The following is a 21386-nucleotide window of genomic DNA, read 5'->3' on the forward strand; positions in this document are numbered from 1 at the left end:
CGAAGAAGGGGTACGAAAGCAGAAGGGGTATGGGGAATGAGCGAGAACGACTTTCAGTCGCGTGATATCGATGTGAGCCGCCCATCGGCGGCGCGCATGTATCACTACTACCTCTCCGGGGAGGCGGTCTTCGACGTCGACAAGGTGTTCGGGGAGAAGATCTTCCAGATCTTCCCCTATGCCGACGTCTGGGCCCATCACAACCGCGGTTTCCTGCAGCGGGCCACGAACTTCATGGTGGCGCGAGGCATTCGGCAGTTCCTCGACATCGGCTCCGGGTTGCCGACGGTCGGCAACACCCATGAGGTGGCCCGGCAATCGGCACCGGACACCCGGGTGGTCTATGTCGACAACGATTTCGAGGCCGTCACCCGCGCGCACGAATTGCTCGCGCAGCAGGACGCGCTGGACACCACCGCCATCATCGAGGCCGATCTGCGCTGCCCGGATCTGATCCTCGGAGATGCCGACACCCGCCGGCTCCTCGACTTCGACCAGCCGATAGGTCTGCTCATCATCAGCGTCTGGCCGTTCGTTCCCGATAGCGATCACCCGTATGAGCTGATGGCACAGTTGCGCGACCGACTGCCCGCCGGCAGCTATGTGGCGATGAGCCACGCCTCGCTGTGGGAGGCCTCGCCGGAGGTCAAGGAGCGCATACTCGCGCTCACCGAGCTGTACAAACAGACCTCGGATCCGGTCGTCAACCGCACCCGGGACGAATTCGCCGCATTCTTCGACGGTTTCGAGCTGGTCGAGCCGGGCCTGGTACACGCGCCGGAGTGGCGGCCCATCGAATCGGTGGATTCCCAGGATCCGGCACGGCCGTGTAACTTCGCCGCCGTTGGCTACAAGCCATAGGCGACACGCAGGCGCGTGGACGTCAGCCTCCGCGCGCCTGGGCTTTACTCCGTAGAAAGGCAACACCAATGACGCTGCTACCGACCTTCGTCGCGGCCGAATTCCGCAAGGCACAAGCCAGCTCCCCCAACCAGAACTGTGTGCGCATCGCACGCAGGGACGGTTGGACCGCGATGTGGGACGACAAGCGCGCCTCCGATCGCATCACTCCCACCACCGTGCTGCCCGCCGATGAGCTGTTGCTGTTCACCGATGAACAGTTCGATGCCTATCAGGCCGGCGTGCGTGTGGGCCGGGTCGAGGCCGCCCCGCTGACGGTCACCCGCCGCACCGACGATATGTACGTATTCCGTGCTGCCACAACGCAACCCGTGCCGGATGTCGAGCTGATCTTCGACCAGGCCGAACTCGACGCCTTCCACGACGGGGTGCGTAATCGTGAATTCGACCGCGGCTGAGGCGTTCGGAACACACGGCCATCCAACGACGTTGTCCTTCAACAACTTTAAGCCCGGGGGCGGTATGAGCGCAGACATTCGGTGATATTCATCGGCCGGGCGGCCCGCGGGTCGTCACCCGTCACAGGGGCCCGGCGAAAACCGGGGCGGCTACGGGGCGTCGATGGGCCGGAACCATCGGCTGCGTGATAAAGAAATGTCGTGCCGCATCTACTCGCCGTTCACTCACCGGTCGTCGATTCGTGCCAGCGCCCGCGGGTGACCGCGGCGCGATGACGATCGAGACGGCGACGATCGCGGCCGCCGGCACACGGACCGGCGGCTACCGTCGCGATCTGGACGGTTTGCGCGGCATCGCCATTGCCCTGGTCGTGGTGTTCCACATCTGGGTGGGGCGGGTGTCCGGCGGCGTGGACGTCTTCCTGGTGCTGTCCGGCTTCTTCTTCACCGCCTCCCTGCTGCGCCGCGCCGAGCCGATCGCGGCGGAGCCCGCCGCAGCGCGGCTGTGGGTCGGGATCACGCTGCGGCGGCTGGCGCGGCGGCTGCTGCCCGCGCTGGTGGTGGTGCTCGCCACGGTCGCCGTCGCGACGCTGCTGCTGCGGCCGGTGACGCAGTGGGCCGAGGTGGCCCGCCAGACGCTGGCCTCGCTGCTCTACTACCAGAATTGGCAGCTGGCCCTGTCGTGGACGGACTATCTGGCCGCCGATCCGTCGGTGAGCCCGCTGCAGCATCTGTGGTCGATGTCGGTGCAGGGGCAGTACTATCTGGCGGCGCTGCTGCTGATCGCGGCGACGACCACGCTCTGCCGAATGCTGCGGCAGCCCACCGCGATTCGGCCGCTGCTCGCGGCGGTGATCGTCGCCGCCGCGGCGACGTCGTTCGGCTATGCCGCCCATGGCGTTTCGACCCATCAGGGCTGGAGCTACTACGACAGTGCCGCGCGCGCTTGGGAATTGCTGGTCGGTGCGGGCCTGGCGCTGGCCCTGCCGTATCTGGCGCCGCCGCGCGCGCTGCGGGCGGTCCTCGCCGCGGTGGGCCTCATCGCGGTTCTGCTGTGCGGCTGGCTCATCGACGGCGTACACCGGTTCCCGGGACCGGCGGCGCTGCTGCCGGTCGGCGCGACCGCGGCGCTGATCGTGGCGGGCGCCCATATCGATTCCGGGCGCCTGCCGATCCCCAATCGGCTGCTGGCCGCCGCGGGGCCGGTGCTGCTCGGTGAGCTCGCCTACGCCCTGTATCTGTGGCACTGGCCGATTCTCATTCTCACCCTCGGCGAACTCCGCGTCCCGCGGGCCGGAATGTCGGTCGGGATCGGGGTTTTCGCGGTCTCGCTCGCCCTGGCCTTCCTCACCCACCGACTGGTGGAACAGCCGTTGCGCGACAACGTCATCCGCCGCGCCGCGATCCGGTACCGCCGCGCGCTCGGGGCGTTCGTCACGACCACCGGGATCGCGATCATCGCCTCGATCGTCGCCTGGCAGGCCGTCCTGCACGCCAATCCCCCACGCCCCGTCGTGGATCTGGACGCGCTGCGCTATCCGGGTGCGCAGGCGCTGACCGACGGCATGGCGACACCGCCCGCGCCGATGCGGCCCACGGTCTACGACGCCCCGGCCGAGCTGCCCGCGCCGACCCGCGACGGCTGCATCGCCGACTGGAACACCCGCGCCGTGGTCACCTGCGCCTACGGCGATACCGCGGCGGCCCGCACGCTCGCGGTCGTCGGCAATTCCCATGCCGAACACTGGATGCCCGCACTGCAGACGCTCGCCGAGCGGCATCACTTCCGCCTGCTGGTGCATCTGAAGATGGGCTGCCCGCTCACCCTCGATCAGGAGGCCGACTACAAGGGCGAACCCAATCCGGACTGCGGCGACTGGTCGCGCGAGGTCATCGATCTGCTCGGCGCCGAGCGGCCGGACTGGGTGTTCACCACCGGCACCCGGCCTGCCGACGAGGGCGGCGACGAGACCCCGGACGACTATCTCGATGTGTGGTCGGCGCTGTCGCAACGCGGGCTGAATGTGGTGGCCGTGCGTGATACGCCGTGGTTGCGGCGCAACGGCATTCGCTACCGCGCCATCGACTGCCTGGCCGACGGCGGCACCCCGGCGGGCTGCGGTATGCGCCGCGCCGACGCGCTCGCGCCGGTCGATCCGGCCGCCGCCCGCGCGGGTGCGTTCCCCAACGTCTTCCCCATCGATGTCACCGACGCCTTCTGCGATCGCGACGTCTGTCCCGTCGTGATCGGCAACGTGCTGGTCTACCACGACGAACATCACCTGACCTCGAGCTACTCGCGCACGCTGGCACCGGAATTGGAGCGCCGCCTGCGACCGATCCTGCGCTGGTGGTAATTCGCCATTCCGGCAGAAACGGCCGAATCCTGGCCGCGATGTAATTGCATCCGTCTTTGCGGACCACCAGGTTCGGTTACGGGAGAGCGTATTCCCGGCAACGGTTCGCGAGGCCCGGTCACGACCGAGTGCATTTCTGGCCAACAAACCTCGAGATCGGGCCACGGTGCAATTACATTCGGGCCCAGACGGATTCATTCCGAATGGCAGTATCCGAGTTCACTCACCGCAACCCCCAGGTCACGGCGGTCGGACCCGCTGGTCCGGCTGTTCGACCCGGAAGTTCCCGACATGTTTTCCACCTTGATAGCAAACTCTCTGGCAGAGCGGGCGTACTGAGGGCACACTTTAAGTGCGACATTCGGCGAACGCCGAATGGCAGGGGGCAAGGAATGAACGGATGAGGATTCGCCCACGGCAACAGCTGTTGGATCTCTGGCGAGCCGTGCTGGACAGCTGCTATCGAGGCGGCACATGGAATTGGGGCGGTCGCGACGGCGCCAATTCCATCAGCGATGCCGAACAGCTGTTGTGCCTGCTGTATCCGGCCACCGAAATCGAGGCGTTCGCGCTGGACCGCCCCGACGACATAGCCACCGACGTGGAACAGGCGCTGGCCGGATTCGGGGAACGCACCCGCATCGGCGGAGTGCTGGTCGGGCTGATCGAGGACTATCTGGCGCGCTACACCACCGACGGCGAACCGCAATTCGGCGCGCGCGGCTATCTGCGCGCCGAGGACGAGGCCCGGCCCACCGAGGCGCAGCTGGATATCGAGGTCGTCGACTCGTATTCGATGTCGTTGAGCCTGTGCATCGCCTCGCTGCGCTTCCTGCGCGGATTCCGGCGCTTCGTCTCCGGCGAGGTGCGCCGCGAGGCACGGGAACTCGAACCGCGGATCGACGCCGTCGAGCGGTTGATCCGCGCCCGGCTCACCGCGGCGATGACCGGGCTGGTGCGCAGCTTCGTGATTCACACCCCGGAGCCGAAATCCGATGCCGGGCAGGCTATTCTGCACATGATCAACCAGGGCGGCGGATCCACCGAGGAGCTGATCACGACGCTGTCGGCACGGCTGGAGCGATTGCGCGTACAGGCGGCCAACGAGGTCCGGCTCGCCCAGGCCACCGAGGTCGACGTGGCCGACGATCTGCGGCTGTTCGAATGTGGTTGGAGCTGGGGCATTTTCCGCAAGGCCGAGTCGATCGAGTTGGTGCACAACCATGTCGCCGACGCCGCCGGACATGCCGAATCCCGGCCCTACCTGTACTTCACCGCGGTGGCCCTGGATGGCGTCAGAGATCTGACCTCCCAACGCATTCGAGAGCTCGACCTGCTCGACGAGACCCAGCGCTATCTGGCCGACGCGCTGCAGCTGCGCCTCGAGCTGACCGAGAAGTACTGGTCGACCGTGGCCCGCTTCGGCACCGGCCGCTGGCCACTCGAGGACATCCCCTGGCGCACCTCCGACGGCGAGGAATCGGACTACTTCAGTCTCGCCGTGGCGGCCATGCTGATTCAGGATCTGGTGGTGCGCGAGAGCACCGACGATCTGGCGCGCACAGTGGCGGTCTTCGACCAATTGGCCAGGCGCGGTCGCGTCATCAGCCGATTGACCACCCACGATCCGGCCGCGACCCTGCACTATCCAGGCGTGCGGCTGCGACTGGCGGGCAGCGAGGAGATCGAGGGCGGGCCGCAATTGCTCTGGTACGTACCGGATTTCGTGACGATGATGCTCAAGCGCACGCTGCAGGCCGCACGGCTGCGCACCGATGTCGCCACCCGCGACCAGCTCATGGCGCTGGCCGAATCCGCCATGGACCATCTCGATCGGCGCATGCTGCGGCACGGCCAGGCGGCGGGACTGTGGGACGACACCTACGCGGTGCTGGGCCCGGCCGGACTCGCTGCCGAGGAACCGTCGTGGTTCATGACCGAGCGCGTCATGGAATGTCTGGTGGTGGCCTACGACACCTTCCGGCAGCCGCCGCTGGCGCCACAGTCGATGATGCAGCGCGCGGTCGAATTGCTCAGTGAGGCCGAACATCTGCACAATCAGGAGCGGCTGCTGGTCAGCGACGGCTATCTGTCGCCGAAGTGGGCCGCGCTCAACCGGATCGCGCAATCGCTCGATCGCGCCCGCGCCCAGCTGACCGAGCGCCCGGGCACGGCGTTCAGTCTCGCCACCGAGGCCCTGGTCCAGCTCGACGAGCTGGCCTACGCCCGGCAGGACGCCCAGCGATGAGGGCCGAATGATGCTGGTCTTCTCCACATCCGACAAGGGTGGCACCGGTCGCTCGGTGACCAGCTGCAATATCGCCTATCGGCTGTGCCTGTCCGGGCGCAATGTCGTCTACGTCGACTTCGACTTCGGATCGCCCACCGCGGGTGCGCTTTTCGAGATCAGCTCGGTCGAGCGCGGCGTGGCCGGGGGTGGGGTGCATTCGTATCTGCTCGGCCAGAGCGGCACCGCGGCCCGGGTCGACGTCGGCGCCTCGACCGATCGAATCGAGTTGCGGCGCATCGGTCCCCGTGCGGGGCGGCTGGTGCTGCTGCCCGGCGACGAGGGCGGCGCGGAATTCCTCATCATGGACAACACCGTGGTGCGGCGGTGCGCCGAACTGCTGGTCGCGCTGGAACAGGAATTCAAGGTCGTGGTCGTCGATCTCAGCGCGGGCCGGTCGGTGGCGCTGGAGATCGCGCTACAGGCCACGGCGCTGCCCCAATTGCGCCGCCGCACCGCGCGCTGGCTCATCTTCCACCGCTGGACCCGTCAGCACATCCTGGCCGCCTCGGGACTCGTGCACGGGCCACACGGCCTGCTGGAAACCGGCCGCGCCTGCGGGCACGATCCGGACGAGCTGCTGGGCTCGATCCGCTATGTCCGCACGGCCCTGGCCGCCGCCGATTCGCATCGCACGGCCGAGCGCCCCGCACAGGCCGCCTGGCTGCAGGAGCAGGACGCCGCGCTCAAGCGGCTCGCCTCGGCCAATCACCTGGGCGCCACCGCGGTGCTGGGCGCCACCCCGATCGAGCCCGTGCTGCAGTGGCGCGAGCAGATCGTGCTCGACTCCGATGTCAACGCCAAGATCGCCAACGAGGAGACCGCGCTGGCCTATGCGGAACTGGCCCGGCGCCTGGTCGACAACGCCACCTGGGAAAGGCTCTGATGCCCGACACGCAGACCTACACCGAGGCAACCGAGCAGCCGTGGATCGAGCCGGTGCCCATGTCGCATATGTCCATCGAGGTCGGACACTTCTATCTCAACGACATCCTGGGCGATGCCCGACATCTGAAGTCGGAGTTCCGCCGGATGGCCCCGCTGGTGGCGGCCTTCGTGGAATCGGCGCGGGTGCGGTTCGGCACCGATGCCCGGGTCAGCACCTGCTATCTGCTCGACGATTACTTCCAGCCCGATACCGACGCCGCCGAGGCGCTCGGCGCCCTGCTGGCCGCCGCCGACGAGGCCGGGCTCGTGATCGACTATCTGGCACGGGAATCCGGCTGCTGGCAGAGTTCGGCCTTCGTCGACGGGGTGCCGCTGGGCGAGCCGATTCCGGTGGCGGAGATGGTGGCCGCGCGCATCGTCGCCGAGCCCGCGCCGCCCGATACCGGCAGCCGTCCGCCCACCGCCGAATCGGGCTGGCTGTGCAACGGGCGTCGGTCCTCCGACCGCGAACCGGCACAGGCCATGCGCGGCAGGACATTCCGGCCGCCCGAGGAGTTCGGCCGACGCGAGCATTCGATCTTCCTCGATGTGCAGCTGTGGAGCACGCATGTGACCGATCAGGGGACGGTGACCCGGTGGTCGTGCCCGTTCCTGGCCGCGGTCTGGCATCTGCTGCGGCTGGGGATGCTGCGCTATCACGGTGCGTCCGTGGTGGATCCGTATCCCTGGCAGCCCGACGATCCCTGGCCGCGGCGCTGGCACGATGTGCCGCCGGTGGTGCGGCTCAATCCCGAGGCGGCGCCGTTCGCGGCGTATCACACGCTGTCGATGCTGCCCAAGCGCTATATCGCCATCGAGCATTCCGTGCGAGTGATCCTCGACCATCTGGATCTCGACGACGATGTGGTCTCCCAGATCATCGCCCGCGGCGCCGCCGAAGCGGCGCCGACCGCGGTGCCCCGCAAGGTTTCCGAACGCCTGTCGCATCTGTTGCTAGACGGGTCCTAGCCATGGTGTCCACCACGCCCCTGGTCGTGCTCGGCGAGGTGCGCACATGCCTGCTGCCGACGGCCGGGGCGCTGGGACGGGCCGAGGCGCGCGAACTGCTGACGCTGATGCCGGGCCGGGCGGTGCGATGGCGGGAAAGGCCTGGGACACTGGCGATTTCGCCGACGATCGCGGTCGGCGTCGACTGCGATCTGCCGATGGGTGAACATGCGGCCCGGATCGTGGGCACGGTCGCGACCCGGGTGACGCTGGTGGGCGGGCGGGTGTTGCAATCCTCGGCCCGCGCCCGGGTGGTGCGCGCGGCCGAGCGGCGGCGCCAGCCCTGGTCGCACTACATCAGCCAGAAGGGCGTGACCGAGGTGATCAGCCGCATCTCCGATCGCGAGGTGGCCGAAATCGCCTTGGCCGAGGGCTATCTCGCCGACAGCGGCCGCCCCGGCGCCCTGGACATGGCCTCGATCAGCGAACGACTGCTGGCCCATATCCGCGCCGATGCGCGGCTGGATCAGTCGCCGCCGATGCAGGCGAGCGCGACGCGGCTGCGCTGGATCGCGCGCATCGGCCGGCGCGCGGGCCAGACGGTGACGCTGCGCGTGGACGACGACACCACCCGCTCGCTGCGGTTGACCGTGCGCGAGGAGTCGGATCTGGATGCGGCGCAACGGTTCTGCGAGGATGTCGCGGTACACGACTGGCTGCTGACGGTGATGGCCGCGGCCTTCGAGGAGGCCGACCGGTTCGGGGCGTCCAGCCGCGAACGCCTCGACATCCTGGCGCCACTGCTGCAGCACATGACGGGTCTGTGGATGCCCGGCGCGCACACCCCGTCGACGCTGCGGGCGTTATGGAAGGAGCTGCAGAACGAGCCCGGCTTCTCCCGTCAATGGAGCACGCTCACCGACCGGCTGCGCGACAACGTCTCGGTGGCGATGCTGGACGCGTTGCGGCACAAGGCCTTCGATACCGAATGGTGATCACATCCGGAACCACTTGCGGACCAGCAGCGCGAAGAACACCGACATCGAGACCGTGCCCGCCCAGGATTCGATCGCATACAGCGGGCGCGCCGCCGCATGCAGATTCTGGGTGTCGCCGGGGCCCAGCGGATTCAGGAAGCTGGTCGCGCACATGTAGATCGTCTCGGTGACCGAGGCGTTGCCCGCCAGCAGCAATCCGAGGACCGTGAAGACCACCAGCTGTGCCGCCACCCAGCCGAGCAACCAGAATGGCCGATATCCGTAGCCGCACAGCACATAGGAGCCGCGTCCGGCCCAGCGCCGCCAGGCCTGCGGCGTCGCGCGGGTGCGGGCCCGCGCCAATTCCAGCCCGCATCGATCCTCGGCGTCGACATCCTCGTTGATCCGGTACAGCGCGGTCGCGCGGCGGAAGGTCAGCACCGCATGCGCGAGCAGGCCGAGCGTGGACAGTTGCGCGCCGAGCCGCTCGTACACCTCGGCCAGCACGGTGGTCTGGATCGCGCTGAGCCGCAACGGTCCCCGGAATTCCACCTCGGCCGCCACCAGCGCCGCGAGCAGCGCGCTGGGCACCCGCCACCCCTCCTCGTCGCGCGCGGGATCGCGGGCCGCCGCGTACAGATGTTCGAACACCAGGCCCTCGACGGCGCGGCGCACGCCGGGCGGATTGTATTCGGCGAGAACGGCTTCCACGTGGGTGTTCAGCCGGTCCAGCAGTTCCCGTTCGGGGCCCTCGTGGCGATCGATCTCGGCGGCGTAACCGGCCGCGCGGCGGGCGATGCGGGTGGCGATCGAGGCCACGAACGGGGTGAGCTCGGCCATGATCGTCTGCGGACGCCGCGGTCAGGCGTGCAGGTGGAATTCGTAGACGTCGCGCGGCTCGCCGGAACCGAAGTACCGCTCGTCGTGCGCCACGAAGACGAAGCCCGCCTGTTTGAACAGATTGGAGGCGGCCAGATTGTCCGGTCGCACGGTCAGGTATTCGACCTCGACACCGTTTGCCCGGCTGCGCTCGAGAGTGTGCTCGAGCAATGCCCGGCCGTAGCCACGGAACTGGAACCGCTTGGCCACGGCGAAGGTGAACAGCAGCGCCCGCCCGGCCTTCTCGAGGGTCAGCGCATAGCCGATGACCGCCTCGTTCAGCTCGGCGACGAGCCAGTCCGATCCGTGCAAATCGTACAGTTGCCGCAGCATGAGGTACTTGTACGGCTCGTCGAAGACCTCGTCCTCGATGGCCGCGATGGCTTCGAGATCGGTGAAGCAAGCCTGCCGGTATTCCGGCTGCGGAACCTGCGTGCTCTCCATGTGCTCCCTAGCGCCAAGGGATAAGCCGTTCGTTGTCCAGCCTAGACTCCTTACACCGAACGAGATCAGTGTAGGCACCTACTATTAGGTCGTTGTCGCACTGCGGAAAGTTACGCCCGGATCGCTATGCGCCGAGTTCGTGCACCCGGGTGATCTCGATGCCGTCGAGGATGGTGCGTGCGACCAGTTCCGGGGCGTCCGACATCGGCACATGGCCGCAATCGGGCAGGGTGACCCAGCGGGTGTGGGGCGGGAGTTGATCGCGGTGCTGGCTCACCGTAGGCAGCAACATCAGGTCATGGCTGCCGAAGGCGACCGTGATCGGAATCCGCAGTCGCTGGCCACCCTCGAAGCGCAATGAGCGGGCGTGGTGCACGACCAGTCGCAGCGCCCGGTGCGAGCGGTCCAGATCGCGGATCATATCGATCGCGGCGCGTTTGGGGATGCGCTCGGGATGGCGGGTCACCATGGCCAGCCCGGCCATGCGGATCGGCGCGAGGTGCAGGGCGAGGCCGCCGACGCCGCGGGTGCACAGACCGAATGTCAAGGCGGACTGGAACTGTGCGTACAGCAATCCGGGCATGCCCACGCCGCGCCACAGTCCGGCGGGCGCCAGCGCGACCACCGATCGGGCCATGCCGAGTTTGGCCGCCTCGAGCGCGAACCAGCCGCCCATCGAATTGCCGACCAGATCCACCGGCTCGTCGAGGCCCAGCCGATCGAATTCCGCGGCCAGCTGCCGCATGGCCCAATCGATGGTGAATTCCGGACCTTCCGGAAAGGGCGTGCGGCCGAATCCCGGGAAATCCAGGGCGATGACGCGGCGGCGCTCGGCGAGCCGATCCAGGACCGGAAGCCAGTTCCCCACCGCCCCGCCCGCCCCGTGCAACAGCACCAGCGGCGCACCGGTACCGCGCTCGATACGATTCCATCCGGTCATCGGCCAGCTCCTTCGATGGCGAACGGGGTGAGTGAGTGCACCCCGACTACCAGAATGGCCGAGTCCGGGCGCCGCCGCCATGGTCGGTCCGCGCATGTCGAATGCGACGATTCGGTCTAGTGCACAAGGCAATTCGGCCCGATCGGTGCAGTCGGCTCCGGTCAGTCGGCGACCTCGACGATGAGCTTGCCGAGGTTCTTGCCGACCAATAGTCCGCCGAACGCCTCGACCGCATGCTCGAGCCCGTCGACGATGTCCTCGAGGTAGTGCACGCGTCCATCGCGGATCCACCCGCCCATCTCCGAGAGGAAATCCCCGAACTGATCGGGCGCGAATTCGGATTGGATGAAGCCGCGCACGGTGAGGCTCTTGCGCAGCACGGTCGACATGAACCGGCCCAGCCGATCCGGACCGGGCGGCAGCTCGGTGGCGTTGTAGTCCGCGACCAGGCCGCACACCGGGATGCGGGCGAAGGGGTTGAGGCGCGGCAGCACGGCGTCGAAGACCGCACCGCCCACATTCTCGAAGTAGACGTCGATACCGTCGGGGGTCGCGGCCGCGAGCCGGTCGGCGAAATCGGGGGCGCGGTGATCGAGCGCGATATCGAAGCCGAACCGATCCTTCAGCAGCGCAACCTTTTTCGGCCCACCGGCGATGCCGACCGTGTGCGCGCCCTTGATCTTGGCGATCTGACCGACCGCCGATCCGACCGGGCCGGTGGCCGCGGCGACCACGACCGTCTCCCCCGGTTGCGGGCGGCCGATGGTGAGCAGTCCGGAATAGGCGGTGAAGCCGGGCATGCCGAGCACACCGAGCGCGGTGGTGACCGGTGCAACCGTGGCGTCCAGCTTGCGCAGCTGCCGCAGCGGCTCCACCGAATGGCTGCGCCATCCGCCGTAGCCGAGCACGGTGTCGCCGGGGGCCAGGGCGGGGTCGGTGGATTCGAGCACCCGCGACACGGTCGCGCCGACCATGGGCTGCCCGATGCGCACCGGCGGCGCATAGGAGGGCGCATCGCTCATCCGCCCGCGCATATAGGGGTCCAACGACAGATACAGCGTCTGCAGCAGCGCCTCGCCCGCGCCGGGTGCGGGGAGTTCGACGGTTTCTGTCCGGAAGTTCTGCTCGGCCGGCATTCCGCTCGGCCGAGAGGCAAGCACGATCTGCGTTGTCTGCACCATCAGCCCATCAAACCAACTCCCGCCCCACCTCGGCGTGCCGGGCCTCGACACGCCACGCGGGTCGGTGAACGGACCGAGCGGCCAACGGGGTGATCGTCGCGGGTAACCAGGTCGATACCGGCGCGAGCTTCGACGATCCGACGGTGGCGGGAGATCGGCTGCGGGGCATGGCTGTTACGACAGCTTCAGCGAACGGCCGATGATCTCCTTCATGATTTCGGTCGTGCCGCCATAGATGGTTTGGACGCGGGCGTCCATATAGGCCTTGGCGATCGGGTATTCGCGCATGTAGCCGTAGCCGCCGTGCAGCTGCAGGCATTTGGTGATCAGGTCGAGTTGTTCCTCGGTACTCCACCATTTGGCCATGGCGGCTTCCTCGACGGTCAGCTTCTCCTGGTTGAGCAGTTCGATGCAGCGGTCGACGAAGACGCGGACGGCGGTGGTCTTGGTCGCGAGTTCGGCGAGGACGAAGCGGGTGTTCTGTTGGGCGCCAATGGGTTTGCCGAAGGCCTTGCGGTCGCGCACGTATTGGATCGTGCCCGCCAGGCTGCCCTCCATCGCGGCGGCGGCCATCACGGCGATCGACAGTCGTTCCTGCGGCAGGTTCTGCATGAGGTGGACGAAGCCCTGCCCCTCGGTGCCGAGCAGGTTCTTGCCGGGCACCCGCACATCGATGAAGCTCAGCTCGGCGGTGTCCTGGGCCTTCAGCCCGATCTTGTCCAGATTGCGACCGCGTTCGAAGCCGGGCATGCCGCGCTCGACCACCAACAGCGAGAAGCCCATCGCCCCCTTCTCCGGATCGGTCTGTGCCACCACGATCACGATGTCGGAGTTGATGCCGTTGGTGATGAAGGTCTTGGCGCCGTTGAGGATCCAGTCGTCGCCGTCGCGGACGGCGCGGGTCTTGATACCCTGCAGATCCGAACCGGTGCCGGGTTCGGTCATCGCGATGGCGGTGATGATCTCGCCGGAACAGAAGCCGGGCAGCCAGCGGCCGCGCTGTTCGTCGTTGGCCAGCTCCAGCAGATAGGGCGCGATGACGTCGTTGTGCAGCCCGAAGCCCAGCCCCGAATACTGCGCCCTGGACACTTCCTCGGTGATGATCGCGTTGTAGCGGAAATCCTTCACACCCCCGCCGCCGAACTCCTCCGGCACCGCCATGCCGAGGAAGCCCTGCTTGCCCGCCTCCAGCCAGATCTCGCGGTCGACGATGCCCTGTTCCTCCCACCGCGCGTGGTTCGGTGCGGCGTGCTGATCGAGAAACTTGCGAAACGACTCCCGGAACAGCTCGTGTTCGGGCTCGAAAAGGGTGCGCTCCATGTCACATACGGTACCCGGAACTCGAATCGTCGTTCACTTGAGATCGCATAAAAATGCCCTCACCTTTGTAGGTGAGGGTCAGATCGACATCGTTGGCGACCTGAACGCCGGTAAACACCTCAGACTCCGACGGCCCCGCGCACCCGTCCCCACAGCGTGCGGCCCGAGTCGCGCCCGCGCTCGTCGAGCAGGAACTTCAGCTCCTCCTCGAGCGCCTTGCGCACCACCGCCTGGAGTTCGGCGGCGGCCGCGTCGACATCGCCGGCGTCGCTCCACGGTGTGGTCTCGATCGGCGAACCGACCGAGTAGTAGAACCGCTCCGGCCGGGGAATCCAGGTCGGCCCGAGCCCGCGCATGAGCGGCGGGGTGAGCTCGCGGCGGATACCCAGCGCCTCGACGGCCCGGCGCAGCGGCCACATGACCGGATGGTCGCCGTCGAAGACGACATCGAACACATCGTCCGCACCGATCATGGCCACCGGCAGAATCGGCGCGCCGAATTCGATCGCCATCCGCGCGAATCCGGTGCGCCCCTCCCACTTGAGCACATACTTCTCGCCCTTGCGGCGCATGGCTTCCCGGCCGCCGCCCGGGAAGACGATGACCGCCTCGCCGTTGGCCAGCAGCGTGCGGCAGTTGGTGCGATTGCCGCGCACGCTGCCCATCCGGTGCACCAGATCGCGCACCGGCGGCAGCCGCATCAGCACGTTCTCGGCGAGTCCGCGCACCAAACGTCCACGCCGGGCCAGAATCTCGTGCACCAGCAATGGCGCGTCGACACCGCCGAGCAGGGTGTGGTTGCCGACCAGCAGCACCGGCCCCTCGTCGGGAATGTTGTCCAGCCCGTAGAAGCGCGGGCTGGTCCAGGCACGCACGGGGGCGGTCAGCGAATCGGCGATCAGCCGATCGAGATCACCCCACGAGATGTGCAACGGCGCGCCATCGCTGAGTGGCGTTGCCGGAGAATCGTTTCCAGACAAAAGCACCCTCCCTGCAGTCGTTTTCAATAACGCCATCGTAACGAAAACGGCAGGGTGATACCGATTATGGAAGCTTCAGTCCGAAAGGCCCGCGGCCCCCGTGGTGCTCGCGAACGCGAACTCCGACAGTACCCCGACCAACGCGTGCGGTACCCGGGCCCGCACCAGCGTGCCGCCCTCCTCGTGGCTGGATTCCAGGATCCGGCCGTCGGAGTGCACGCGGGCGAGCAGATCGCCGCGCGTATAGGGCAGTAGCACACTGACCTCCACATCCAGCTTGCCGAGGATGTCGCCGAGCCGAACGCGCAGCTCGTCCAGGCCGCTGCCGGTGCGCGCCGAGACGAACAGCGCGCCGGGCAGCTGGGCCCGCAGATGGGTCAGCTCGGTCGCGTCCAGTGCGTCGATCTTGTTGACCACCATCAGTTCCGGCGGCGCGACGTCATCGGATTCGCGCAGCACGTCGGTGATCACCTCGCGCACGGCCTTGATCTGCTGATCGGGCATCGGATCCGAACCGTCCACCACATGCAGCAGCAGATCGGCGCCGGTGACCTCCTCCAGGGTGGACCGGAACGCCTCGACCAGCTGGGTCGGCAGATGCCGGACGAAGCCGACGGTGTCGGTGAACACGACCTCGCGACCGTCCTCGAGGGCGGCCTTGCGGGTGGTCGGATCCAGGGTCGCGAACAGTGCGTCCTGCACCAGGATTCCCGCGCCGGTGAGCGCGTTCATCAGGCTGGACTTGCCCGCGTTGGTGTAGCCGACGATCGCCACCGACGGGATGCCACTGGCATCGCGGCGGCCGCGCTTGGTGTCGCGCGCGGTCTTCATCTCGCGGATCTCGCGGCGCAGCTTGGCCATTCGCTCGCGGATCCGGCGGCGATCGGTTTCGATCTTGGTCTCACCGGGACCACGGGTGCCCACGCCGCCGCCACTGCCACCGGCACGACCACCGGCCTGCCGCGACATCGACTCACCCCAGCCGCGCAGGCGCGGCATCATGTATTCCATCTGGGCGAGCGAGACCTGCGCCTTACCCTCGCGGGAGGTGGCGTGCTGGGCGAAGATGTCCAGGATCAGCGCGGTGCGGTCGATGACCTTGACCTTCACGACCTTCTCCAGCGCGTTGAGCTGGGCGGGGGTCAGTTCACCATCGCAGATCACGGTGTCGGCGCCGGTCTCGAGGACGACGGCGCGCAGCTCCTCGGCCTTGCCCGAGCCGATGTAGGTCGCCGGATCGGGCTTGTCGCGGCGCTGGATCAGTGCGTCCAGCACCTCCGAGCCCGCGGTCTCGGCGAGTGCGGCGAGTTCGGCCATATTGGCATCGGCCTGCGCCGCCTTACCCTCGGTCCAGACGCCGACCAGCACCACGCGCTCCAGGCGCAGCTGCCGGTACTCGACCTCGGTGATATCGGTGAGTTCGGTCGAGAGCCCGGCGACGCGGCGCAGCGCACTGCGCTCGTCGAGCTGCAGCTCGCCGACGGTCGGTTCCGGCGCCCAGCCGTTACCGCCCTGCTCCTTGTCGAGTTCCTCGACCGGCGTGAACTCGTACGTCTCTGATTTCCTCATATGCCTCCATGGTCCCACGACTCAACGACATGACGCATCCGAGTTATTTCCCGGCCGAAAGCGGGCCGCGAACATAGGGGGTGCAGGGGTGAGTCCGTCAGAGGCTCGCCCACCACGCGCGGGCGAGGCGGCCCGAGGCGACCAGGACCGAGGGGCCGCGCAGGGTGGCGCGGCCCGCATCGATGCCGACGGTCACCTCGCCGCCGGGGATCCGCACGCGGACCTCGCCGGTATCGGTCTCGAGGGCGAAGCCCTCGCGGGACAGGGCTGCGGCGGCCGCGGCCACGGTTCCCGTTCCGCAGGAACGGGTTTCGCCCACGCCGCGCTCATAGACGCGCATATCGACCGAGCGGGCGGGGTCGAGGGCGGTGAGGATCTCGATGTTCACCCCGTGCGGGAACAGCTCGGGATCGAAGCCCGGCGGGACGCTCAGGTCCATCGTGGCCAGCGCGGCGGCGGTCAGCTCCGAATCCACACAGGCCAGATGCGGATTGCCGACGTCGATGCCGAGGCCGGGCAGCGCGCGGCCACCGACCGTCGCGGTGGAATCGCCCAGGGTCCGCACCCGGCCCATGCCGACGGTCACCTCGCCGACGACATCGTCGTAACCGTGCACGGTGACCGGCCGGGCCCCGGCCCGGCTGCCCACCACGAATTCGTCACGCTTATCCAGGCCGGTCGCGACGAGATAGTGGGCGAACACCCGCGTCCCGTTCCCGCACATCTCGGCGATGGAACCGTCGGCATTGCGGTAGTCCATGAACCAGTCGTCGGTGGCCACGCCCTCGGGCAGCGCGTCGAGCACCCCGGCCGCGCGCAGCGCACCGGCCCGCGCCACCCGCAGCACCCCGTCGGCCCCGATGCCGCGCTGCCGATCACACAGCGCCGCAACCCGATCCACGGTCAGCTCGAGCGCGACGTCGAGATCCGGCAGCACGACGAAGTCGTTCTGCGTGCCATGGCCCTTGGTGAATTCGATATCCATATCCCCTACTGGAACGTCCTGCGCTGCCGGAAGATTTCATACAGGGCGATCGATGCCGCGCACGGCGCCGCGACCGCCCCCTCGACCGGGATCGAGACCAGCTCGTCGCAGCCCTCGCGCCACACCGGGCCCAGGTCGTCGGCCTCGTCGCCGATCACCACGATCGTCGCATCCCGGAAGTCCTGCTCGTACACCGCCCGGGTCGCCGCGCCCGCGCGACCGGGCACGATGCCCACGATCCAGGTCGCGATATCGCGCCCGGCCTGCCGATCGCAGAAGTCGTGCACGGGCGCCGCGCCGGGCACACGGAACACCGGAATGCCGAACAACGCGCCCTCCGAGGCCCGCACGCAGCGCGGATCGTAGTGATCGGCCCCGGTCCCGCTGATCACCACCGCCGCGGCCCCGAAGCCGTGCGCGGTGCGAATCACGCTGCCCAGCCGCAGCGCGGATCCGGGCCGTTCGATCACCACGACGACCGGCGGATGCCGATCCCCCGGCGCGCCCGGCGCGAAATCGTCCAGGCTGGGGGTGCGGATCCGCGCCACCGCGACCAGATCCGGTGTGCCCGTGGCGGATTCGTCCAGTTCGGCCATCAGCTCCGGCACCAGGCCGATATTCGGCGCGCCGCTGTCGCCGAGCAGTTCCCGCGCCCAGCGGGGCAGTTCCGGCGGACCCAGCCGGTACAGCAGGGTCTCGAGCGGCCAGTCGCCGGTGACGGCCGCGGTGAGCGCGGCGCGGCCGTGCACGAGGAATCGGCCGTCGCGATGGCGTGTGGTGCGGTTGGTGAGGTAGGCCTGCCATTCACCGACCGCGGCATTACGGGTGGTCACTGCCGAACTCGTTCCTGATCGTCGCCGGATGCGTGGGCGCGCACCTGTGCCAGCGCCGTGTCCACCAGCCGCGGATCGGCGCCGTCGACCCATCGCACCCGCGGGTCCCGGCGAAACCATGATCGCTGGCGCCGCACATAGCGGCGGGTGCCGATGAGGGTGCGCTCCTGCGCATGTCTCAGGTCGTATTCGTTGTCCAGGTAGGCCAGGACTTGTGCATAACCGATCGCCCGGCGCGCCGTCTGGCCCGCGCGCAGGCCGCGGTCGAGCAGGCCGCGCACCTCCTCGACCAATCCGTCTGCGAACATCTTCGCGGTGCGCGCCTCGATGCGCGCGTCGAGTTCGGCCGTCTCGCGATCGACTCCGAGAATCAGTGCACCCCACCGCGGTTCACCGATCTGTGGTTGCGAGGCGGCGAACGGACGGCCGGTGAGTTCGACGACCTCGAGCGCGCGGACCATGCGGCGGCCGTCGGTGGGCAGGATGGTGTCGGCGGCCACCGGATCGGCCGCGCGCAGGGCCGCGTGCACGGCCCCGACCCCACCCTCGGCCAGCAGCGCCTCCCATTTCGCCCGCACATCCGCATCGGTGGCCGGGAAATCCCAATCATCCAGCAGCGCTTGGACATACATCATCGAACCGCCGACGATCACCGGGACGCGCCCGCGCGCCAGGACGGCCTCGACATCGGCGCGGGCCGAGGTCTGATACGCCGCGACGGTGGCGGTTTCGGTGATCTCGAGGACGTCGAGCTGATGATGCGCGATACCGCGGCGCTGCGCGGGCGGCAGTTTCGCGGTGCCGATATCCATGCCGCGATACAACTGCATGGCGTCGATGTTGACGATCTCGCCGTCCAGGCGCTGCGCCAATTCCAGTGCCAGATCCGACTTTCCGGTGGCGGTCGGCCCGATGACCGCGATGGGCTTGCTCATACCGCACCGCCCGGGCGCCACACGCTCACCTGATAACCGACACCGAAAGGTGCTGCGGAATAACGGGTTTCTACCTCGGGTGCGGTATCGAACAGACCCGCGAGCACTCCGAAGGCGGCCCGGCCGGACACCTCCAGCTCCGCGCACAGCTCGATATCCAACCGCGCCAGGGCCTCCCGATCCCCGGCCGCGAGCGCCCGGTCGATATCGGCCTGCACCGCCTCCGCACGCGGATCCAGATAGCCGGGCGCGCGCAGCGACAACGTGGCCGCGCCGTCGGCGACCACCAGTACCCCGCAGTCCTCCTCGCGCGCGTCCAGCTCCGCGCGCAGCGTCGCGCCCACCTCGCGGCAGCGCTCGGTGGGCGCGTCCGATGCCACGATCCGGGCCTGCGCCACGGCCGCGGGCGCGACCTGCCCGCGCACCCAGCCGCCGATCAACACCGGTAGCGGCAGCATCGGATCGGGTGCGGCCCCGCCCAGCACGGCCAGCGGCAGGCTCGGGTCGGCGGCGGCACCGGACAGCGCGAACCGCGAAAGCCCGGCCCGCACATCGGCCCCGAAGCCGCGGAAGGTGCCCACTGTCTCGGGTCCGAATACCGCCGGGTGAGCGCCGGCGCCGACGATGATCCAGTGCCCGGCCCGCTCGGCCAACGTCCGTCCGGCCGACAATACGGCCGCGCGCAGCGCGGGCACCTCCGCGGCCGGATGCGCCGGATCCACCAGCGGCCGCCCACCACACAGTTCGGGTATGAGGATGGGCGGCGACGGGATCAACGCGGCGACACGGAACACGTGCTCAACCGTAGCTGGCGGCTCCGGCGGGCCCGACGCTCAGTTGGCCGGCAGGCGGGTGGTCGTGGCCTTTCCGTTCTCGGACACGGTCAGCCCCATGGATTTACCGCCGCCGTCCCATTCGTCGTAGTCGAAGGCGGCGCTGCCGCCGGGCGTCACCGGCACCGCGTCACGGGTGAAGGTACGGGTGCCGGCGGTGTCGATGCGCTCCATCCGCACGGCCACCGATCCCGCCTTACCGGATGCGCCGGTGTCGATGGTGAAGACGTTGCGGTTCAACGGCAGCGTGACCGTCGCCGTCCCGCCCGGGCCGACCGGCACCTCGCGCGCGGCGAAGATGTAACCGGCCTGCTGATAGTTCTCGCCGATCTCGATGGCGGGCGATTGGGCATCGGTGGAGGTGTAGCTCACCCGGTCGCCGTCGACAGCCGTATCGATGGTCGATCGGGAGCCTGGGGCGAGCATGATGTCGTTCACATCGACCGCGAACGCGTCGCCGATGATGCCCACATGGGTGCGGTCGGGTGCGGTCAGCCCGGATCCGTCGACGGTGATCACGAAGTGGGTGTTCGCGGGCAATGTGTAGTCCGGCTCGATGGCGTAGTCGGCGGTGCCCGCCCTGGTATCGACGAACCGCGCGCCGGGAATCTCGTTGACCCGCTTGCCGTCCGCGTAGCCGATGCGGCGCCCCTGGTCGTCGGTGATCAGCAGATGACCGTGCCGGATCGGATCGCCCTCGAGATAGACCGTGACCGGCGGTCCCATCGGGGCGGCGCTGCCCCGGGGAATCTGTGCGGTGTAGGGGAATTCGTGGGTTCCCAGCTGCTTGCTGACCGGGTCGAGTTCCAGGGTCGCGGACTCGGCGTCGCCCCGGTACTCCGCGGCCGCCTCGTTCGGATTCGAGGCCGTCTCGTACTGCCAGGTGTTCGCATTCCGGTCGACATCGATATGACGGGTGACGCCGGGAAAGTTGTTGTCGTAGACCAGGATCGCGACCCTACCCTCGCCCTTGTCCTCCACCGCGTACGGGGTGACGGCGTGACCGCCGGTGTGGTCCGACTTGTAGAAGCCCAGCGAATACGTCTCCGGCCCACTGGGTTTCAGGTCGGCGACGAGCCGATCGACGATCTGCGCGGGCGTTCCCTTCACCTGGGCGTCCTGCAGTTCCGGCAGATACTGGCCCACGAACTGCTGCGCGATCATCTCCTGCAGCCCGGGATTGCCGTCCAGATTCAGCTCGCCCGCCCGGGCAGCGCCGAACTGGCCCGCGTCCAACCGATGTCCGTACATGAGCAGGCTGGTCATCGACATGCCCTGGCAGTGGCCCCCGTTCATATCCTCGTTCTGCTTCTGCATCCACGCCTCGGCCTGCGGGGTGAGCGCGCAGCCGCCGTCGACGATGTTGTCGCAGATCTTGTCGCCGAACAGTGCGCGCATCGCGTTCGGGGTCAGATTCGTCGGATTGTGCTCGTTGCCGTAGTTGCGGAAGGTGAAACCGTCGGCCGTGGGACGGAACCCGATATCGGCCAGCAACGGTCCCGTGGGCGTGTAGTCGGGCACGCCGCCGCCGTCGGCACCCGAATCGCCCTTCCCCGAATTCCCCCCGGCACGGGCCGCGTCCGGATCCGAGGCGTGACCACCGCAGGCGGCCACCGACAGCGCGAGCAGAACAACCGCAGCCCCGCTGCGGAGAGTCGAAGAAGGAGGCATG

Annotated in this window: 19 protein-coding genes; 7 read left to right on the top strand and 12 right to left on the bottom strand. The window is 68.3% G+C overall.

The features are described from left to right. Positions 1–36 precede the first annotated feature (36 nt). The 7 genes from ACIA76_RS21665 (at position 37) to ACIA76_RS21695 (ending at position 8833) form a co-directional block, all read left to right on the top strand. Complete coding sequence (locus ACIA76_RS21665) at positions 37–861, top strand: SAM-dependent methyltransferase (RefSeq protein WP_397153643.1); 825 nt, start codon at positions 37–39, stop codon at positions 859–861. Between the two features lie 68 nt (positions 862–929). Next, positions 930–1319 (top strand): hypothetical protein, encoded by a 390-nt coding sequence (locus ACIA76_RS21670; protein WP_397153644.1) that lies wholly within the window; start codon positions 930–932, stop codon positions 1317–1319. Between the two features lie 272 nt (positions 1320–1591). Further along, positions 1592–3676 (top strand): acyltransferase family protein, encoded by a 2085-nt coding sequence (locus ACIA76_RS21675; RefSeq protein WP_397153645.1) that lies wholly within the window; start codon positions 1592–1594, stop codon positions 3674–3676. Positions 3677–4076: 400 nt separating this feature from the next. Then, complete coding sequence (locus tag ACIA76_RS21680) at positions 4077–5924, top strand: SCO2524 family protein (RefSeq protein WP_397153646.1); 1848 nt, start codon at positions 4077–4079, stop codon at positions 5922–5924. A 7-nt stretch (positions 5925–5931) separates the two neighbouring features. Continuing rightward, positions 5932–6849, top strand: a complete 918-nt coding sequence (locus tag ACIA76_RS21685) for an SCO2523 family variant P-loop protein (protein ID WP_397153647.1) — start codon at positions 5932–5934, stop codon at positions 6847–6849. Further along, positions 6849–7859 carry an SCO2522 family protein gene (locus ACIA76_RS21690; protein ID WP_397153648.1) on the top strand — a complete coding sequence of 337 codons (1011 nt, stop codon included), beginning with the start codon at positions 6849–6851 and terminating at the stop codon, positions 7857–7859. The genes ACIA76_RS21685 and ACIA76_RS21690 overlap by 1 nt, the downstream gene beginning before the upstream one ends. A gap of 2 nt (positions 7860–7861) precedes the next feature. Beyond that, the gene (locus ACIA76_RS21695) at positions 7862–8833 is read left to right on the top strand and encodes an SCO2521 family protein (protein ID WP_397153649.1); all 972 of its coding nucleotides are present in this window, start codon (positions 7862–7864) and stop codon (positions 8831–8833) included. Here the strand turns inward: ACIA76_RS21695 and ACIA76_RS21700 are convergent, their stop codons facing one another. From ACIA76_RS21700 to ACIA76_RS21755, 12 genes are all read right to left on the bottom strand, one after another. Then, positions 8834–9655 (bottom strand): hypothetical protein, encoded by an 822-nt coding sequence (locus tag ACIA76_RS21700; RefSeq protein WP_397153650.1) that lies wholly within the window; start codon positions 9653–9655, stop codon positions 8834–8836. A 21-nt stretch (positions 9656–9676) separates the two neighbouring features. Further along, positions 9677–10138 carry a GNAT family N-acetyltransferase gene (locus tag ACIA76_RS21705; RefSeq protein ID WP_397153651.1) on the bottom strand — a complete coding sequence of 154 codons (462 nt, stop codon included), beginning with the start codon at positions 10136–10138 and terminating at the stop codon, positions 9677–9679. Between the two features lie 124 nt (positions 10139–10262). Further along, positions 10263–11078 carry an alpha/beta fold hydrolase gene (locus ACIA76_RS21710; RefSeq protein WP_397153652.1) on the bottom strand — a complete coding sequence of 272 codons (816 nt, stop codon included), beginning with the start codon at positions 11076–11078 and terminating at the stop codon, positions 10263–10265. A 161-nt stretch (positions 11079–11239) separates the two neighbouring features. Next, positions 11240–12259, bottom strand: coding sequence for an NADP-dependent oxidoreductase (locus tag ACIA76_RS21715; RefSeq protein WP_397153653.1), 1020 nt, complete (start codon positions 12257–12259; stop codon positions 11240–11242). Between the two features lie 174 nt (positions 12260–12433). Next, positions 12434–13579 (bottom strand): acyl-CoA dehydrogenase family protein, encoded by a 1146-nt coding sequence (locus tag ACIA76_RS21720; RefSeq protein ID WP_397153654.1) that lies wholly within the window; start codon positions 13577–13579, stop codon positions 12434–12436. A gap of 119 nt (positions 13580–13698) precedes the next feature. Further along, positions 13699–14511 carry a lysophospholipid acyltransferase family protein gene (locus ACIA76_RS21725; RefSeq protein WP_397153655.1) on the bottom strand — a complete coding sequence of 271 codons (813 nt, stop codon included), beginning with the start codon at positions 14509–14511 and terminating at the stop codon, positions 13699–13701. Positions 14512–14634: 123 nt separating this feature from the next. Continuing rightward, positions 14635–16128, bottom strand: coding sequence for a GTPase HflX (gene hflX / locus ACIA76_RS21730; RefSeq protein WP_397153656.1), 1494 nt, complete (start codon positions 16126–16128; stop codon positions 14635–14637). Positions 16129–16225: 97 nt separating this feature from the next. Next, positions 16226–17107: a diaminopimelate epimerase gene (gene dapF, locus ACIA76_RS21735; RefSeq protein WP_397153862.1), complete on the bottom strand. Its 882-nt coding sequence runs from the start codon at positions 17105–17107 to the stop codon at positions 16226–16228. An 11-nt stretch (positions 17108–17118) separates the two neighbouring features. Further along, positions 17119–17946 carry a TrmH family RNA methyltransferase gene (locus tag ACIA76_RS21740; protein ID WP_397153657.1) on the bottom strand — a complete coding sequence of 276 codons (828 nt, stop codon included), beginning with the start codon at positions 17944–17946 and terminating at the stop codon, positions 17119–17121. After that, positions 17943–18881 carry a tRNA (adenosine(37)-N6)-dimethylallyltransferase MiaA gene (gene miaA, locus ACIA76_RS21745; RefSeq protein WP_397153658.1) on the bottom strand — a complete coding sequence of 313 codons (939 nt, stop codon included), beginning with the start codon at positions 18879–18881 and terminating at the stop codon, positions 17943–17945. The genes ACIA76_RS21740 and miaA overlap by 4 nt, the downstream gene beginning before the upstream one ends. After that, the gene (locus tag ACIA76_RS21750) at positions 18878–19675 is read right to left on the bottom strand and encodes a hypothetical protein (protein WP_397153659.1); all 798 of its coding nucleotides are present in this window, start codon (positions 19673–19675) and stop codon (positions 18878–18880) included. Before ACIA76_RS21750 ends, miaA begins: the two co-directional genes overlap by 4 nt. Positions 19676–19714: 39 nt before the next feature. Further along, positions 19715–21385, bottom strand: coding sequence for a hypothetical protein (locus tag ACIA76_RS21755; RefSeq protein ID WP_397153660.1), 1671 nt, complete (start codon positions 21383–21385; stop codon positions 19715–19717). Between the last annotated feature and the right edge of the window lies 1 nt (position 21386).

This window comes from Nocardia sp. NPDC051570 (assembly GCF_044454005.1).
Classification (GTDB): Bacteria; Actinomycetota; Actinomycetes; order Mycobacteriales; family Mycobacteriaceae; genus Nocardia.

Coding starts and splice junctions, on each gene's coding strand:
- ACIA76_RS21665 (WP_397153643.1), top strand. CDS start 37: ATGAGCGAGAACGACTTTCAGTCGCGTGATATCGATGTGAGCCGCCCA.
- ACIA76_RS21670 (WP_397153644.1), top strand. CDS start 930: ATGACGCTGCTACCGACCTTCGTCGCGGCCGAATTCCGCAAGGCACAA.
- ACIA76_RS21675 (WP_397153645.1), top strand. CDS start 1,592: ATGACGATCGAGACGGCGACGATCGCGGCCGCCGGCACACGGACCGGC.
- ACIA76_RS21680 (WP_397153646.1), top strand. CDS start 4,077: ATGAGGATTCGCCCACGGCAACAGCTGTTGGATCTCTGGCGAGCCGTG.
- ACIA76_RS21685 (WP_397153647.1), top strand. CDS start 5,932: ATGATGCTGGTCTTCTCCACATCCGACAAGGGTGGCACCGGTCGCTCG.
- ACIA76_RS21690 (WP_397153648.1), top strand. CDS start 6,849: ATGCCCGACACGCAGACCTACACCGAGGCAACCGAGCAGCCGTGGATC.
- ACIA76_RS21695 (WP_397153649.1), top strand. CDS start 7,862: ATGGTGTCCACCACGCCCCTGGTCGTGCTCGGCGAGGTGCGCACATGC.
- ACIA76_RS21700 (WP_397153650.1), bottom strand. CDS start 9,655: ATGGCCGAGCTCACCCCGTTCGTGGCCTCGATCGCCACCCGCATCGCC.
- ACIA76_RS21705 (WP_397153651.1), bottom strand. CDS start 10,138: ATGGAGAGCACGCAGGTTCCGCAGCCGGAATACCGGCAGGCTTGCTTC.
- ACIA76_RS21710 (WP_397153652.1), bottom strand. CDS start 11,078: ATGACCGGATGGAATCGTATCGAGCGCGGTACCGGTGCGCCGCTGGTG.
- ACIA76_RS21715 (WP_397153653.1), bottom strand. CDS start 12,259: ATGGTGCAGACAACGCAGATCGTGCTTGCCTCTCGGCCGAGCGGAATG.
- ACIA76_RS21720 (WP_397153654.1), bottom strand. CDS start 13,579: ATGGAGCGCACCCTTTTCGAGCCCGAACACGAGCTGTTCCGGGAGTCG.
- hflX (WP_397153656.1), bottom strand. CDS start 16,128: ATGAGGAAATCAGAGACGTACGAGTTCACGCCGGTCGAGGAACTCGAC.
- miaA (WP_397153658.1), bottom strand. CDS start 18,881: ATGAGCAAGCCCATCGCGGTCATCGGGCCGACCGCCACCGGAAAGTCG.
- ACIA76_RS21755 (WP_397153660.1), bottom strand. CDS start 21,385: ATGCCTCCTTCTTCGACTCTCCGCAGCGGGGCTGCGGTTGTTCTGCTC.